This is a genomic window from Erwinia sp. (genome assembly GCF_031978025.1).
Taxonomy (GTDB): domain Bacteria; phylum Pseudomonadota; class Gammaproteobacteria; order Enterobacterales; family Enterobacteriaceae; genus Erwinia.
Window position 1 is genome coordinate 14,724 of sequence record NZ_DALZCD010000010.1, and the last position, 14,709, is coordinate 29,432.

13 protein-coding genes, 1 tRNA gene and 1 pseudogene are annotated in these 14,709 nt (G+C 50.0%); 8 read left to right on the plus strand and 7 right to left on the minus strand.

Annotation, left to right across the window (positions count from 1 at the left end):
* The first annotated feature begins 123 nt into the window (after positions 1-123).
* Complete coding sequence (gene rlmG, locus RTK32_RS01710) at positions 124-1,251, plus strand: 23S rRNA (guanine(1835)-N(2))-methyltransferase RlmG (protein ID WP_312041807.1); 1,128 nt, start codon at positions 124-126, stop codon at positions 1,249-1,251.
* Here the strand turns inward: rlmG and RTK32_RS01715 are convergent.
* Together RTK32_RS01715 and RTK32_RS01720 are read right to left on the minus strand one after the other, a co-directional pair.
* The gene (locus RTK32_RS01715) at positions 1,248-1,961 is read right to left on the minus strand and encodes a polyphenol oxidase family protein (protein WP_312041808.1); all 714 of its coding nucleotides are present in this window, start codon (positions 1,959-1,961) and stop codon (positions 1,248-1,250) included. The genes rlmG and RTK32_RS01715 overlap by 4 nt on opposite strands.
* Before the next feature lie 85 nt (positions 1,962-2,046).
* On the minus strand, positions 2,047-4,050 hold the full coding sequence (locus RTK32_RS01720; protein ID WP_312041809.1) for an NADPH-dependent 2,4-dienoyl-CoA reductase: 2,004 nt from the start codon (positions 4,048-4,050) through the stop codon (positions 2,047-2,049).
* A 1,054-nt stretch (positions 4,051-5,104) separates the two neighbouring features.
* Between RTK32_RS01720 and RTK32_RS01725 the strand changes: the two genes are divergently transcribed.
* Together RTK32_RS01725 and RTK32_RS01730 are read left to right on the plus strand one after the other, a co-directional pair.
* Positions 5,105-5,185 (plus strand): Hok/Gef family protein, encoded by an 81-nt coding sequence (locus tag RTK32_RS01725; RefSeq protein ID WP_409451053.1) that lies wholly within the window; start codon positions 5,105-5,107, stop codon positions 5,183-5,185.
* A 523-nt stretch (positions 5,186-5,708) separates the two neighbouring features.
* Positions 5,709-6,818, plus strand: coding sequence for an AI-2E family transporter (locus RTK32_RS01730; RefSeq protein ID WP_312041810.1), 1,110 nt, complete (start codon positions 5,709-5,711; stop codon positions 6,816-6,818).
* Positions 6,819-6,844: 26 nt separating this feature from the next.
* Here RTK32_RS01730 and RTK32_RS01735 read toward each other — a convergent pair whose 3' ends face one another.
* Positions 6,845-8,050, minus strand: coding sequence for an FAD-dependent oxidoreductase (locus RTK32_RS01735; RefSeq protein ID WP_312041811.1), 1,206 nt, complete (start codon positions 8,048-8,050; stop codon positions 6,845-6,847).
* A gap of 371 nt (positions 8,051-8,421) precedes the next feature.
* A complete protein-coding gene (locus RTK32_RS01740) occupies positions 8,422-9,435 on the minus strand; it encodes an NAD(P)-dependent alcohol dehydrogenase (RefSeq protein ID WP_312041812.1) in 1,014 nt (337 codons plus the stop codon).
* Positions 9,436-9,691: 256 nt separating this feature from the next.
* On the opposite strand from RTK32_RS01740, the pseudogene RTK32_RS01745 reads away from it, so the two are divergent.
* A pseudogene (locus RTK32_RS01745) lies at positions 9,692-9,954 on the plus strand (transposase); the annotation flags it as partial.
* A gap of 321 nt (positions 9,955-10,275) precedes the next feature.
* A complete protein-coding gene (locus tag RTK32_RS01750; RefSeq protein WP_312041819.1) occupies positions 10,276-10,626 on the plus strand; it encodes a phage virion morphogenesis protein in 351 nt (116 codons plus the stop codon).
* Between the two features lie 39 nt (positions 10,627-10,665).
* Here RTK32_RS01750 and RTK32_RS01755 read toward each other — a convergent pair whose 3' ends face one another.
* On the minus strand, positions 10,666-11,061 hold the full coding sequence (locus RTK32_RS01755) for a putative T6SS immunity periplasmic lipoprotein (RefSeq protein WP_312041813.1): 396 nt from the start codon (positions 11,059-11,061) through the stop codon (positions 10,666-10,668).
* The gene (locus tag RTK32_RS01760) at positions 11,058-11,600 is read right to left on the minus strand and encodes a hypothetical protein (RefSeq protein WP_312041814.1); all 543 of its coding nucleotides are present in this window, start codon (positions 11,598-11,600) and stop codon (positions 11,058-11,060) included. Before RTK32_RS01760 ends, RTK32_RS01755 begins: the two co-directional genes overlap by 4 nt.
* Before the next feature lie 125 nt (positions 11,601-11,725).
* Here RTK32_RS01760 and RTK32_RS01765 point away from each other — a divergent pair, with 125 nt between their 5' ends.
* Positions 11,726-12,451 (plus strand): phage baseplate assembly protein V, encoded by a 726-nt coding sequence (locus tag RTK32_RS01765; protein ID WP_312041815.1) that lies wholly within the window; start codon positions 11,726-11,728, stop codon positions 12,449-12,451.
* Between the two features lie 126 nt (positions 12,452-12,577).
* A complete protein-coding gene (locus RTK32_RS01770; protein ID WP_312041816.1) occupies positions 12,578-12,796 on the plus strand; it encodes a DNA-binding transcriptional regulator in 219 nt (72 codons plus the stop codon).
* 143 nt (positions 12,797-12,939) lie between these two features.
* Here RTK32_RS01770 and RTK32_RS01775 read toward each other — a convergent pair.
* Positions 12,940-13,042, minus strand: a tRNA-Met gene (locus RTK32_RS01775).
* A 330-nt stretch (positions 13,043-13,372) separates the two neighbouring features.
* Here RTK32_RS01775 and RTK32_RS01780 point away from each other — a divergent pair.
* Positions 13,373-14,709 (plus strand): NACHT domain-containing protein (locus RTK32_RS01780; RefSeq protein ID WP_312041817.1); only part of this gene is annotated, 1,337 nt, incomplete at its 3' end.

Below are 14,709 nucleotides of genomic sequence, written 5' to 3' on the forward strand. Positions count from 1 at the left end.
ACTGTCCGTAAACGCTGACCTTCACCAGCAAACGTATTATCTGTCGCCTGAATAAGAAAAACATTTACTGTCGGCGCATTTTAGGGGATAACTCGCGGGAATTTTTATCCAGCCGGAGATCCCATGAGCCAATTCGAACTGAGCCACCGCACGCTGACGCTGCACCGTTTTCCCCAGATGCGTGACGAAAGCCCGTTACAGGCGTGGGACGCCGCCGATGAATATTTACTGGCACAGATTGCAGACACGCCTGCCCGCGGCGCAACGCTGATCTTCAACGACACCTTTGGCGCGCTGGCGTGCGCGCTGGTGGGCGAAGAACTTTTTAGCATCAGCGACTCGTGGATTAGCCAGCAGGCGACGCGGCAGAATTTGCTGGAAAACGGCATGGACGAAGGTGACGTACACTTTCTGGATAGCCTGGCTGCATTGCCTGCCAGCCCCGCCCGCGTGCTGATTAAGATCCCTAAATCTCTTGCGTTGCTTGAGCAGCAGCTGCGTGCGCTACGTGATGTCGTGACGCCGGAAACGCAGGTTATTGCGGCGGGTAAAGCGAAAGATATTCATACCTCGACGCTGCAGCTGTTTGAGCGCGTGCTGGGGAAAACCACCACCTCGCTGGCCGTGAAAAAAGCGCGTCTGATCTACTGTACGCCAGACCTGCCAACGCTGGGTGAAGGCGCGGAAACCTACAGCTGGCCGTTGGACGGCACGCCTTACCAGATCCACAACCACGCCAACGTTTTCGCCCGCAGCGGACTGGACGTCGGTGCGCGCTTCTTTATGGCGCATCTGCCGGATAATATCGACGGCGAAATTGTCGATTTGGGCTGCGGCAACGGCGTGATCGGCCTGATAGCGCTGGAACAGAACCCCACGGCGGAAGTGCATTTTGTCGATGAATCCTGGATGGCGGTAGCCAGCAGTCGAATGAATGTGGAGGTTAACCGCCCGCAGGATAAGGATCGCAGCCACTTTGCGGTCAATAACTCGCTGGCCGGTTTCCCTTCCGATCGCCTGCACGCGGTGCTTTGTAATCCGCCTTTCCATCAGCAGAACACGCTGACCGACCATATTGCCTGGCAGATGTTCCGCGACGCGCGCCGCTGCCTGCAATACGGTGGCGAGCTGCGCATCGTCGGCAACCGCCATCTCGACTACTATCGCAAAATGAAGAAGCTGTTCGGTAACTGCACGACCGTCGCCTCGAATCAAAAGTTCGTGATTCTGCGCTCGGTAAAACTGCGCTAACGCCGCCCGATCCAGGAATATCGCTGCTGATAGCCATGCTGAAAATGGCCGTTGCGGCGATAGCTTGCCTGTTCTTCCGCCATACAATAGGTGCAGATGCCGCTTAGCTCAATTTGCGCTTCCGGTACGCCTTCGCGCATCGCCATGCGTTTGGCCAGCAGCGCAAGGTCGAACCACACGCCCTGCGTGGTGCCAACCGCCTGGGGCCTGACTGCCTGCGCATTACGGCTTTGCTGTCTTGACCAGGCCAGCAGCGGCCGCAGTCCGTGCGGGTTCTCCTGAAGGATGGCCGCAAGGCGATCTTCGCCCAGTTCATAGCAGCAGGGGCCTATCGACGGGCCGATGGCCAGGTAAAGGCTGTCTGGCGTCGCACCACGCTCGCAAAGCCGATGAATGGCCTCAATAAGTACCCCTTTCAGCGCACCGTTCAGCCCGGCGTGGACAGCGGCGACCTGCTTTTGCCGCTCATCGACAATCAGGACCGGCAGGCAGTCGGCGGTGTAGACCGCGACGGGATGCGCACCTGTTCCAATCAGGCCGTCCGCCTCTTTGCTCTTCACCGGCAGCGCTTCGCTGTCCAGCAAGACGTTCGCCGTGTGGCGCTGACGATTCATAATGCTTTCAGACGGCGGTGGCTCGCCCGCGGGCTGAAAAGCGTGATCGAGCCAGGCAAAGGAAGAGAGCAGAGCGGAACGGTAAGCGTGCGGCATCGGGCGACCTTTTTAGCGGATGTCCTGAATTCTGATAGCTTAACCTGGCGGCATGGACTGCTGATAACTTTTGTTGCTGCCGTGTCTAAATCGTTAGCGCAAGCCGCGTACCTTGTGCAATCGCGAGCCGGGCGTCCAGTTCCAGTGCCCGATCCGCGCCGCCAATAATATGAACGGGTCGGTCGCCCAGTGCTGCAGCCAACCGACGGTCAGACTGCTGACCTGCGCAAATCACCACATTATCTACCGTCAGTAAAACCGGCTCGCCCTGGCGCAGAATATGCAGCCCCGCATCGTCGATTTTCAGATACTGTACGTCGCCCCACATATGAACCTGGCGCATTTGCAGACTGGCACGATGGATCCAGCCGGTTGTTTTGCCAAGGTTTGCGCCGGGTTTGCCTGGTCTGCGCTGAAGCAGCCAGATTTCTCGCTCGTGCTGTGGTGGCTGCGGCGTCGTCAGACCGCCAGGCTGTTGCAGGGTTTGGTCGATCCCCCATTCCTGGCAAAAAGCGGCAATATTCTGGCTGGTAGATTCGCCATGCTGACTCAGATAATCGGCAATATCAAAACCAATCCCCCCGGCGCCGATGATCGCCACGCGCCTGCCAACCGGTTTTTTATCACGCAGTACGGCCAGATAGCTCAGCACGCTGGGATGATCGATACCGGGGATCTCCGGCGTACGTGGTAGCACTCCGGTGGCCAGGATCACCTGATCAAAGCTGGCCAAATCTGTTGCCTCAACGGCGTGGTTGAGCCGCAGGTTAACGTTATTCAGCATCAGCTGACGTGCGTAATAGCGCAGCGTCTCGTTAAACTCCTCCTTACCCGGAATTTGTCTGGCAAGCGTAAACTGCCCGCCAATATCGGCTGCCCGATCGAACAGCGTGACGCGATGCCCTCGTCCAGCCGCATTTACGGCAAAGGCCAACCCGGCAGGTCCGGCACCAACGACGGCCAGATTCTGCGGCCTGGTCGCGGGCATAATGACCATCTCGGTTTCGTGGCAGGCTCGTGGGTTAACGAGGCAGGAGGTGATCTTGCCTGCAAACACCTGATCCAGACACGCCTGATTACAGCCGATGCAGGTATTAATTTCCTCGCTTCTGCCCTCCTGCGCTTTGCGTACAAAAGCCGCATCAGCCAGGAAAGGACGTGCCATTGAGACCATATCGGCGCAGCCTTCATCCAGTAAAGCCTGGGCTACATCCGGATCGTTGATGCGGTTAGTGGTAATTAACGGCACGATAAGGTGCTGCTTCAGCTGTTTCGTTACCCAGGCAAAAGCACCGCGAGGCACGGAGGTCGCGATGGTAGGAATACGGGCCTCATGCCAGCCGATGCCGGTGTTAATCAGTGTCGCGCCTGCTTTTTCCACGGCTTTTGCCAGCCGCAGCGTTTGTGGCAGCGTGTTGCCCTGTTCTACTAAATCGAGCATCGACAGGCGATAAATAATAATAAAGTCTTTGCCAACCGCCTGGCGGACCGCCTGCACGATTTCCAGCGCGAATCGCATCCGCCTTAGCTCGTCACCCCCCCATTCATCATTGCGCTGGTTAGTTCTGGCCACCAGAAACTGGTTAATCAGGTAGCCTTCCGAGCCCATAATTTCCACGCCGTCGTAGCCCGCCTGTTTTGCCAGCGCGGCGCAACGTGCAAAATCAGCGATAAGCGTCAGGATAGCATCGTGACTTAGCTCGGCTGGTTTAAAAGGATTGATGGGCGCCTGTAATGCGGAAGGTGCCACCAGGCCCGGCTGATAGCTGTAACGGCCGGCATGGAGGATCTGCATGGCGATTTTACCGCCGGCCTGATGAACGGCTTCCGTCACTATACGATGATGGGCAAGCTGGTCAGGGTGGTTGAGCACGGAAGCGCCTGCCATGACCACGCCTTCCGCCGAAGGAGAAATTCCGCCGGTCACAATCAGCGCCACGCCTGCTGCTGCGCGCTCGGCGTAAAACGCGGCCAGACGGCGCGGGCCATCGGGATGCTCTTCCAGCCCGGTGTGCATCGATCCCATTAATACCCGGTTTTTTAACTGAGTAAATCCTAAATCCAGTGGCGAAAAAAGAGAGTGGCTCATAGTTACGATCGTCGAAGTGGTCGGATGAGTTCACTGTAGCGGTGACGCCCTGTTTGCGAAAGCAGCGCAGATAAAATTGTGATGCAGGCCCGGCTAATAAGCAAAAAGGCCACAAGAACAACGGGGCAAGTAAGGCGATCGGGGCGGCCGGAGCCGTCATGGCGTGTAGAGCTGGCGGTCAGTTAAGGCAGACAGTGCAATCAGGGCCGCCAGTGAGTTAAGGAAGGCAGGTCGATCAGGGGCGCGAGTGAGTTAAGGCAGGCAAAGCAATCAGGGTCGCGAGTGAGTCAGGGCAGGCAGGGCAGACAGGGTCGCCAGTGAGTCAGGGCAGGCAGGGCAATCAGGGCCGCCAGTGAGTTAAGGCAGACAGGGTCGCCAGTGAGTCAGGGCAGGCAGAGCAATCAGGGTCGCGAGTGAGTTAAGGCGGACAGGGCAGACAGGGTCGCCAGTGAGTTAAGGCAGGCAGGGCGCTCAGGGTCGCCAGTGAATCAGGGTAGATGGGGTAATCAGGGCCACCAGTAAGTTAAGACATGCAGGGCGATTAAAGTCGCCAACCAGTTAAGACAGAGCAATCAAAACAGCCCGGTCAGGAAAGTGGATTAAGGCAGTTAAGGCAGCTTTGGCAGAAAGGTAACCAGGGGAGAAAGACCGTTAAGCACACAGGCTCCATCTCCACATTTCCAGACATTTTAACGGGAGATTTCCGTCCCGATAACGGATTGCGCTGTACTCAATAAATGATATTTATCACTGGACCTGTTTAAGCGAGTAATTTGTTATTCTCTGGGCGACCCGACGCTCAAATATAAAATTTACTGGCGTTGTTACAGCAATAGCCGATCCATCAGGCAATTTTGTATTTTGCCGGTGGCATACGGAGTGGACCGCGCGGCGGGTACTCTGGATCTTTCGGTCCAGCGCATGGCAAAGGACAGAAAGAGAAAGGCCCTACCCGAAACAATCAAAGTGAGGCCAACCCTTATGTCACACAACATGAAGTAGCCTTTTACCCGCTGAAAAGCAACGGAGAAGGAAGCCAGCGACGGCAGCAAAGTTGAGCCTGAGCATCATCTGCGTAACGGTACTGATTTTTACATGGATGATGCGAGGCTCACTGTGTGAACTGCATATCTGACAGGGAGGAACAGAGGCTGTCGCCAGCCTGGCTTACCAACCCGAAAGGTAAGGCGACCCGGCGGCAGACGATGTGGCGCCGCCTGTTGCGGCATGATCCATGGGCACCCTTTTTATCAGCGGACAGCATGTCACCCCGGCTTCAGTACCGAATTTATCTGCCTGATGGCCTTTTTTATATTTAATAATGGATCTGTATTGGGGCGGGCCAAACCAGAATGGCCAAAAAGCAGGTGCACCTCATCGGTAGCAGTCCTTGTTGCATTTATCATCGCCGCTTTCCTCATTGAACTGCAGTCGATCCTCAATCCTGCTAACATGAGCGACCTTTTTAAAAGGGACTTTTATCCGCATCGCTATCGCGAAAAGAGGCACTTCCGCTGCGGTGATGACAACAGCATCCTGCGAACGTGACAGATAATGAGCGGCGCAGGCGTAACATGCTTTCATCTCCGGTACTGCATTGCAAAAGCAGCGGAGCCTTCTATGCTGCGTTAGCAAATTCTTGCATCAGAGAGCATAAAATGAGATTTCCAGGCCTGACCAAAGGATTTTTTCTTTTAATCCTGCTTATCGTTACCGTCGCTTTTTTCGAGGTGCTGCAGCCTTACTACTCTGCTGTGTTATGGGCAGCGATTCTGGCAGTCATCTTCCACCCGATGAAAAACAAACTCCGCCAGTGGATGGGAGAGCGAAACGGTGCCGCTTCTTTAGTCACCGTAGCGATTATCTGCCTGATTGTTATCACACCGCTGGCGCTGATCCTCTCGTCGCTGGCCGTGGAGTTTAACGTTGTCTACAGCAAAATTCAGGCTAACAGCACGCCACTACCGACCATGATGACGGACACGGTGCACCACCTTCCCGGGTGGGCACAAAATTACCTTGCCGATCATCAACTGAATACCGTGAACGGTATTCAGCAGAAACTTTCTCAGATTGCCTTAAAAGGCAGCCAGTATCTGGCCGGTAGCGTTTTCCTGATCGGAAAAAGCAGCCTGAGCTTTGCGTTAGGCTTCGGCATCATGCTTTACCTGCTGTTCTTCCTGCTGAAAGATGGCGCCTGGCTGGTCAATATCATCCTGAAATCGCTCCCGCTTTCGCGCTACGCAAAACATCATCTACTGGCAAAATTCGCTGCGGTGGCCCGCGCTACGGTAAAAGGGACGGTGGTGGTGGCTGTAGTGCAGGGCGCGCTTGGCGGCTTTGCCTTCTATGTTACCGGCATTGATGCCAGCCTGCTGTGGGGCGCGCTGATCGCTTTCCTGTCACTGGTGCCGGCCGTAGGCTCGGCTATTGTTTGGGTGCCCGCTGCCATCTTCTTTTTCTCCACCGGATTAATTTGGAAAGGTGTTTTCCTTGTGGCTTTCTTTGTGGTGATCGTAGGCCTGGTGGATAATTTCCTGCGGCCGCTACTGGTAGGGAAAGACACTAAAATGCCGGATTACCTCATCCTGATTTCTACATTAGGCGGGATGGAAATTTACGGCATCAATGGCTTTGTGATTGGCCCGTTGATTGCGGCAATGTTTATTGCCTGCTGGAACCTGCTATCCGGCCGCGACCATGAAGGTAATAGCGAAGAGCTGGACGAAGAGTTTATTGAGGAAGGCAAAACACCGCCGACCAGCTAATTAAAAGCGGCCCTTCGGGGCCGTTTTCACTTCTGCGCTTTTTCAGGAAGCTCGTAATAAAAGCCTGTTCCTATCAGCCTGCCAAATAAAAAGGGAAGAAAAGGGCGACGACGTAGCCACAGTTCCATAGGTCCTGGCGGTTTACTGCGCGGCTTTTTCCCCGCCTTACTGATCATAATTTGCAGCGACTGGGTTGCCCAGGTAGCAAAAGCGCGACGCCGCTGAACTTTTTGCAGGTCCTTTACATCCAACGTGCCTTTTTTCATTGGCCCCGACAAAAGATTAGCGGTTGCTACGGCATCCTGTATCGCCAGGTTGACGCCAACGCCGCCGATAGGTGACATAGCGTGCGCGGCATCACCAATACATAGCAGGCCCGGCCTGGCCCATTTCTGCAAACGGTCGATGCGGATTTCCAGCAGCTTAACCCGATCCCAATCGACAATCTCCTGCTGTAACCGTTCAGAAGAAAAAGGGGAGGCATCGGCAACCTGTTGCAGCAAAGCAGGCAGTCCGGCCCCCTGCAAAGCGGTAAAGCTGCCCTGGGGAATGGAATAGCCACACTGCCAGTAGTCACCACGGTCGATCATAATAAAGTGGTTTTTAGGCCCACGGTGACCAGGTGACCATTCGGGATCGTCAGGCTGCTTAGCCACTTTCATCCAAAGAACATCCCGCGGGGAACCGAAACGCCGGACTGTCAGTCCGGCGAGTGCCCGGACGACGGAGTGGCGACCATCGCAACCTACAACCAAATCGCTGCGAAATTCGCGCGTTTCGCCCTGGATGGTCGCCTTAACGCCTTTAACCTGACCCTGCTCTTCAATCAGTGAGTCGACCTTTGCGTTCTGAATCAGCTGAAAACCGGGCAACCGTAATGCTTTGTTGTGGAGGAAGTTCAGGAAATCCCACTGCGGCATAAAAGCGATATATTTGCAGCGCGTAGGCAGGCGAGTAAAATCCGCCATCGTCGCAGGCTGGCCGTCGATCTCACCATAGAGTTTTTCCGCTTTCTGATGCGGTAGCGTCAGAAACTCGTCCAGAAAGCCCAGCTGCCAAATAATTTCCAGCGTGGAGGGATGGATCGTATCACCACGAAAATCCCGTAAAAAGTCGCTGTGTTTTTCCAGCACGGTAACCGGAATACCGCTACGGGCCAGCAGATAACCCAACATCAGCCCGGCCGGGCCCGCACCAACGATACAGCAGGAAGAAGGGGGATATGCGTTCATTCATGACCGTCCGGCTAATTTCATAACTGATAATTGTTATCATCTGCGGAAAAGAAGATCAAACGGTATGGCGACGGACCGCACGAATGTTTCATCGGAGCAGGGGCGTTCTACTTAGGGCTAAGCACAATAAATATGCTTGCAGCTTGCGTCCATGTATAACGCCAGGGAAGAAGGGAAGCATCAATATTGAAACAGGGAAAAAATAAAAGTATGACGCCGTAAGCCAAGCGAGGACGAAGCCATAAATGTTTGTGGTGAGGTAGTCGTACTTTCTGGACGCGACAGGTTGGCCCTTGCCCATTCAATAAAGCAAGACCCCCCACTTTTTATTCAGCGGCCGTAAGGCAAATGCCTTACGGCCATCAGCGTCACCACTCAATGCAGATTTTACCCAGATGGGCGCCGCTTTGCTGATAAGTGAAGGCCTCGCTGAGCTCCTGATATTTAAAGGTCCGGTCAATAACCGGCTTGCGGTTCATTATCTCCAGGGCTTTGACAAAATCAGTCTGGTCCTGGCGGCTGCCCACAATCACGCCCTTAATCTGTACCTGCTTTGCCAGCAGGGATAGTATGGAGATGGCGGCTTCGTCCCCCGAGAGGATACCAATCTGCGCAATATGTCCGCCTGTTTTAATGGACTTCAGTGATTCATTCAGGGTTGCCGGACCGCCTACTTCCACCACATGATCCACGCCAAGCCCGTGGGTCAGCTCAAGAACCTTATCTCCCCATGCAGGCGTTGTTTTGTAATTGATGGTTTCATCCGCGCCCAGCTTGCGAACAACAGCCAGTTTTTCATCGGAGGAAGAGGTGGCAATGACTTTGGCTCCCATTGCTTTAGCTATCTGCAGGGCAGCAATTGACACGCCGCCGGTTCCCTGAACCAGCACTGTTTCTCCTGCTTTAAGGTGTCCTTCTGTGACAAGCGCGCGCCAGGCCGTCAGGGCTGAAGTGGTAATGGTCGCAGCTTCTGTATGGCTCCATCCCTTCGGCGCGTGGGTAAAGGCATTTTCCGAACGCACAACGTATTCACTGGCCATGCCGTCAATACCGTCGCCTGGCGTATGTGCAAACCCGCCCGCAGCCGGCGTGGGCTTACCGGCAAGCCAGACAGGGAAAAAGGTGGAGACGACGTTATCGCCCACCTTAAACGCTTCAACGCCTTCTCCCACTTCTTCTACTGTTCCCGCACCATCTGACAGTAAAATCCGGCCGTCTTCAGTCGGAAACTGTCCGGTTGCCACAATCAAATCATGATAATTCAGGGAGCTGGCTTTAATAGCCACCCTAATTTCACCTCTGTCAGGCCTGCCCGGATCGGCGATATCGGTTACGGTAATATTTTCCAGCCCGCCGGGCGCTTTGAGCGTTACTGCTTTCATGATGAGTCTCCTGTAGTCGCTATGCTTATGTTTGACCCACCTAAGCATAGGGACACTTTGATGAACACGGTCTTTTTTCTCGATGGGGCTCAGCATGGGATGGGGGTAATCGCCGCGTTATAAAACCCCTGAAGTACTGATTTAGTACAGATTCCTTGCTGAGCTTACTTGCAGGGTGACCCTGACCCAAAATCCTGCTCCATTCAGAAACAGAATTCCGGGATGATAAATGCTCCCCTGAACTGAGGTTGTGCTGATGAAAAAGTCACGATTCACCGAAGAGCAGATTGTCTTTGCTCTCAAGCAGGCTGAGCTGGGTACGTCCGTGCCGGATGTCTGCCGCAAGCTGGGCATCTCTGACGCCACTTTTTACACGTAGCGGAAAAAGTACGGCGGGATTTCCCCTTTTGAACTTAAACATATGCGCCAGCTGGAAGAGGAAACCTGCGGCTGAAAAAGCTGGTTGCCGATCTGAGCCTTGACAAGGGCATGCTGCAGGACGTGCTGGCAAAACGGGCAGGCGTGGCAGGAATAGCATTGTGCTCGGGAAAATAGAAGCACCTGGTTAGTGGCGGTTAAGACAGGTATCATCAGAATATTGGACGGTATAAAATGAATTTTATAACAAAATCTATATTAAATATCACCCTTGATTATATCCCGGTTTTATTGGTGATGGTGGCGGGAGCGTTATACGCAGTTTATTTCCCTAATTATTGGGGAAGGCTGTTGCTAATTACTATTGTAGCTGTGTTTATATTGAGCGTTAAAGTGTTCAACAAAATACAGTTTGAGTCTAAGCGAAAATAGTCCGGACGAGTGAAGTTACAGCTGTCTTTTTTGATAAACCTTTCTCATCTTCAACGCCGTAGAGCCTTTACCTGTCTGTCCGTGTATGCACCACGAAAAAGCCAGCCACTGCGGGCAAAGAAAGGTCGGATTAAGCGGGAAATGTATGCGAAGCTGCGTACTAATCGATATCTGAAAACCAGCGGTAATGACAGCTCGGCGCTGGTCGAATTTACCAGGAAAGTGCAGCGGATTACCGGAGTTCATCAGTTTGGACTTAAAGACGAGCCAGCGCGAAATCGTGCCGAAATTCAGTACCCGCAGCGTCAGTTGTTAGGTTTTGAAAAGAGCGATTTAACAAGCATCGAAACAATGATAATTCATGTTTTAATCGACCAGTAAAATCGCTGAATGTTTGGGAAAGTCAGTGATACGCCGAAGCTATTTCGGTGTAAGTTCGTTAAGTTTAAAACTTCGTGACCACAGTCGTTTGGTCGCTACTTTATCTTCTGGTTGCGCAGTAATGACGGTGACGCTGTATTCTTTATCGGGGGTAAACTCATATTCAACCGGAATGCACTGTCCAGCTAGTACTATGAATGAAGGGTTATTGAAATTGTCCTGTTTCCATACTTCCTGCATCTGGCCGTTATTGTCTCTGGCTGACAATGACAGTGTAAGCAATTTTGCATGCCCTCCTTTTAACGTAGAGTCATTACTTACAGAAATGCATGGCTGGTTGTTTTTAAGAGTGGCATCAGCAACCCGGTAGGCGTTATTCTCCATCGTACAAGCAGTGAAAAAGGGTGAGATAAGTAAAAGGATTTTCCACTTCATTTCCATAAGCTCCTTTTGTCACGCGGGGATACCAGAAGATATTGCAAAGTGTTTTGGTACTTTGATAATAAATCAGGGCCATGTATCCCATTAAAACTGTTTATTTGCTTCCATGAATTATAACCCTCCGTTACCAGGGTGTAGTAATCGGCAACAATATTTGCCTGTTGTTCCATTCGATAATCAGCGAGAGTTTCTTCTTTAGGAAGCGAATAGTTGTAATCAACGTATTTGCTTATGAGCCCTCTTGTTCTGACACTCATGCCCATGAAATGTTGCCAAATATGCACAAACTCATGCATAAACCAGTTTTTATTTAAAGAGGTTTCAGAAGAAAAGTCTTCTTTAAAAATAGGTTCAGGCCAGTACATGTTGCCATTTGGAGTAACGGCTGTGCCCTCATTCTGAAGGTTGAAGGGAAAGTAGCTGCCTTTATAAACTCTGACATGTGGGTAATTGACGGTGTCACCAAAGATAGCGCGAGCCATCCTAATTTCCCCCGCAGTGAGTGTGCGGTAAGCGTCTTTTGCTGTTGCCATTTGGAACTCCTTTTCCAATTACTGTTAATGCCCCAGGCAATGTTATTTTTCTACACGCCGTAGTATGGCCTGTCAACAACCGTCTTTCATTGATACCAGGTTCACCTGGCAGCATTCTTCGTTGTATGAACACACTAGCAAACATTAACGAACTTGCCCGCGCTATCCGCAATATGGTACGCACCGGCATCATTGCCGAAACCGATCTTGATGCCGGCCGCTGCCGTGTGCAGACCGGCGGCATTATTACCGACTGGCTCCAGTGGCTGACCCAGCGCGCCGGTCGTTCCCGTACATGGTGGGCTCCCTCCGTCGGCGAGCAGGTGTTAATTCTGGCCGTGGGTGGCGAACTTGATACCGCGTTTGTGCTGCCCGGTATTTTTTCCGATGAGAATCCCGCCCCGTCTGCCTCGGCGGATGCCTGGCACGTTGCTTTCCCCGATGGCGCGGTCATTGAGTACGAATCAAAAACCAGCGCCCTGACCGTGAGCGGCATTAAAACCGCCGACGTCACCGCATCCCAGGCTAATGTTTTCGCGCTAACCACTGTCTATTCCACTAAAGCCCAGGCGATGCGGGCGGCTAAAGCAAAGTGGGACAAGCTACAGCGCGGCGTAGCAGAGTTTTCTATTAGCCTGGCGCTTGGCCGTGCAGATCTTTACCCTGAAACACCGGTCAGGGTCTCAGGCTTCAAAAGCATCATTGATGAGCAAGCATGGATAATTACCAAAGTGACACATGCGCTCAACAGCAACGGATATACGACCGCGTTAGAGTTGGAGGTGAAGCTGTCCGACATTGAATATGAAGCCGGGGATGATGACGAAGATTTAGAGGAGGATGAGGATTAAATATCCCCTGGATATTGAATAACCACTTCTCCGGGTTTTTAAGCTCTGATAATGTGTATGTGTCTATTCTAAAATTGTGAATATTTTCGCATCATTTATTCTCATTTTGTGAATTTATGGTGAGCTATGTTTCATTGTCCGAAGTGTCAGCATGCGGCACATGCCCGCACAAGCCGCTATCTTAGCGAGAATACTAAAGAGCGTTATCACCAATGCACAAACATTAATTGCAGCTGTACCTTTGTCACGATGGAATCAATCGAGCGCTATATAGTCACTCCTGGAAAAATCGACCCAGCGCCACCGCATCCAACCCCCACCGTACAGCGAAAGTTATGGATGTAAAATGAACCCGCCTCGTGCGGGTTTTTTGTTAGCCTTGTTGCAGCCGCTAAAAATCCATCGCCATTTCATCGCCACTTGAAAATGAGATAATAAAAAAGCCACTCTTTCGAGTGGCCTAATTGTATGATTTTAAAGCTAAAATTTGGTGGCCCCTACTGGACTTGAACCAGTGACCAAGCGATTATGAGTCCCAACTCGAAGTGATTGAAATCAGTAACTTACTGATTTTTATGTTTTCTCTAAGCCGAATAGTAATGAAAAGTGGCACATAGCGTTGCGCTCTGCTGACACATTTCCAAAAATTTTAAGCTTTCTACTTTTACTTTGCGGAATAAACTGAGATAGTAAATCTTAAGTGCTTAGTGCTTAGTGCTTAGTGCTTAGTGCTTAGTGCATTTATAAATGACCGTTTTAAAATTTCTCTTACGTCACTTTCTGGTGACTATCCCTGATCAAAATATTCAAAAATAATTTTCAAACAATGGTAAATGAATAATTTAAAAAAATCGAATTTTATAATTATTATGATTGATTTAACTAGATGTAGTAATTAATTAAAAAAATGATGAGGGTTATATGGCTGTATTAACTACTGCAATTACCACTAAAGTTATTTCAGACTTGTTAGTAAAAACAGGAAGTAAAACATTCAATACTGCATCAACCTTTATTAAAAGTAAGAAGAATATACGCGATCTTTATCAGTCTGTTTGTGATTCGAATTATAATGAAGACTATGCGAAAAATGTTATAAATAAAGTTTTTACTTTTCGGACGATAATTAATGGTGATCGAGATGTATATTTAGATCAGATTTATCATCCCTTAAAGCTAACATCACCCAATGACGAAATTCATGAGGTAAATGATGATTTTAGTCTGCCAGAACATATGTCGTCTTGCCTAGTTGGTTATGCTGGGCAGGGGAAAACTATTACCATGAAGAAGATGTTTTTAGAGGATTTGAATAAAAACCATTTTTTTCCATTTTTCATTTCCCTTAGAACGATAGATTTCTCAAAAGATATTTCATTGCCAAGTGTACTATTGCAGCATTTTAAAACACATGGTGTTCAGAGTGATATTGAGAGTATAAATAGTCTTTTAAAAAAGATGGAGCACGTCAGGATTTACTTTGATGGCTTTGATGAAATACACCACAATCATAGAGATAATGCCTTGGCTCTTTTAGATGATTGCATTTCTATATGGAAAGTAAATGTTATATGTTCTTCGAGGCCAGATACTCAAATATGTAGGCAGCCCGGTTTTATAGTTTATAGCGTTAATTTTCTTGAGGCTGACGATGTTGAGGCGATTGTAAATATAAACGTCCATAATTCTGATACTAAAAACACCTTACTTAACATCTTACATGGAAAGGACTTTCTTTTAGAATCAATTAAGTCTCCTATATTAGTAGATATTTTTATAGTCACAAGTACCGGTTTGGGAAAAAAACCTGAAAATATAGTTAACTATTATGAGTCATTATTTTCTTCTCTCGTTTATAAACATGATTTCAATAAGATATTTACTCGTGCTCGCAAAAGTGACTTAACTGATACACAGATGGAATTGTGCTTGTCTTACTTTGCTTTCATCTCTCAACTTAAGCAGGAGACAAATTTTGCATATTCTGATCTGATTGAGGCTTTTAATGATGCAAAAAGCATCATTGGTAAAGAAGATGAAGATGAGAGAAAAATAATTGAGGATGTAATGGAAATTACAAATTTAATTACAAGGGATGGTTACGATAATTATACTTTTATTCACAAGTCAATTCAGGATTTCTACGCGGCAAAATTTATTAGTTCAAGTACTGAAGATAATCAGATTGTTTTTTTCAAAGAAATAAATAGATTGCGACCGGATTTAAATTTCTGTTACATGCTTAAAAGTCTAATCCC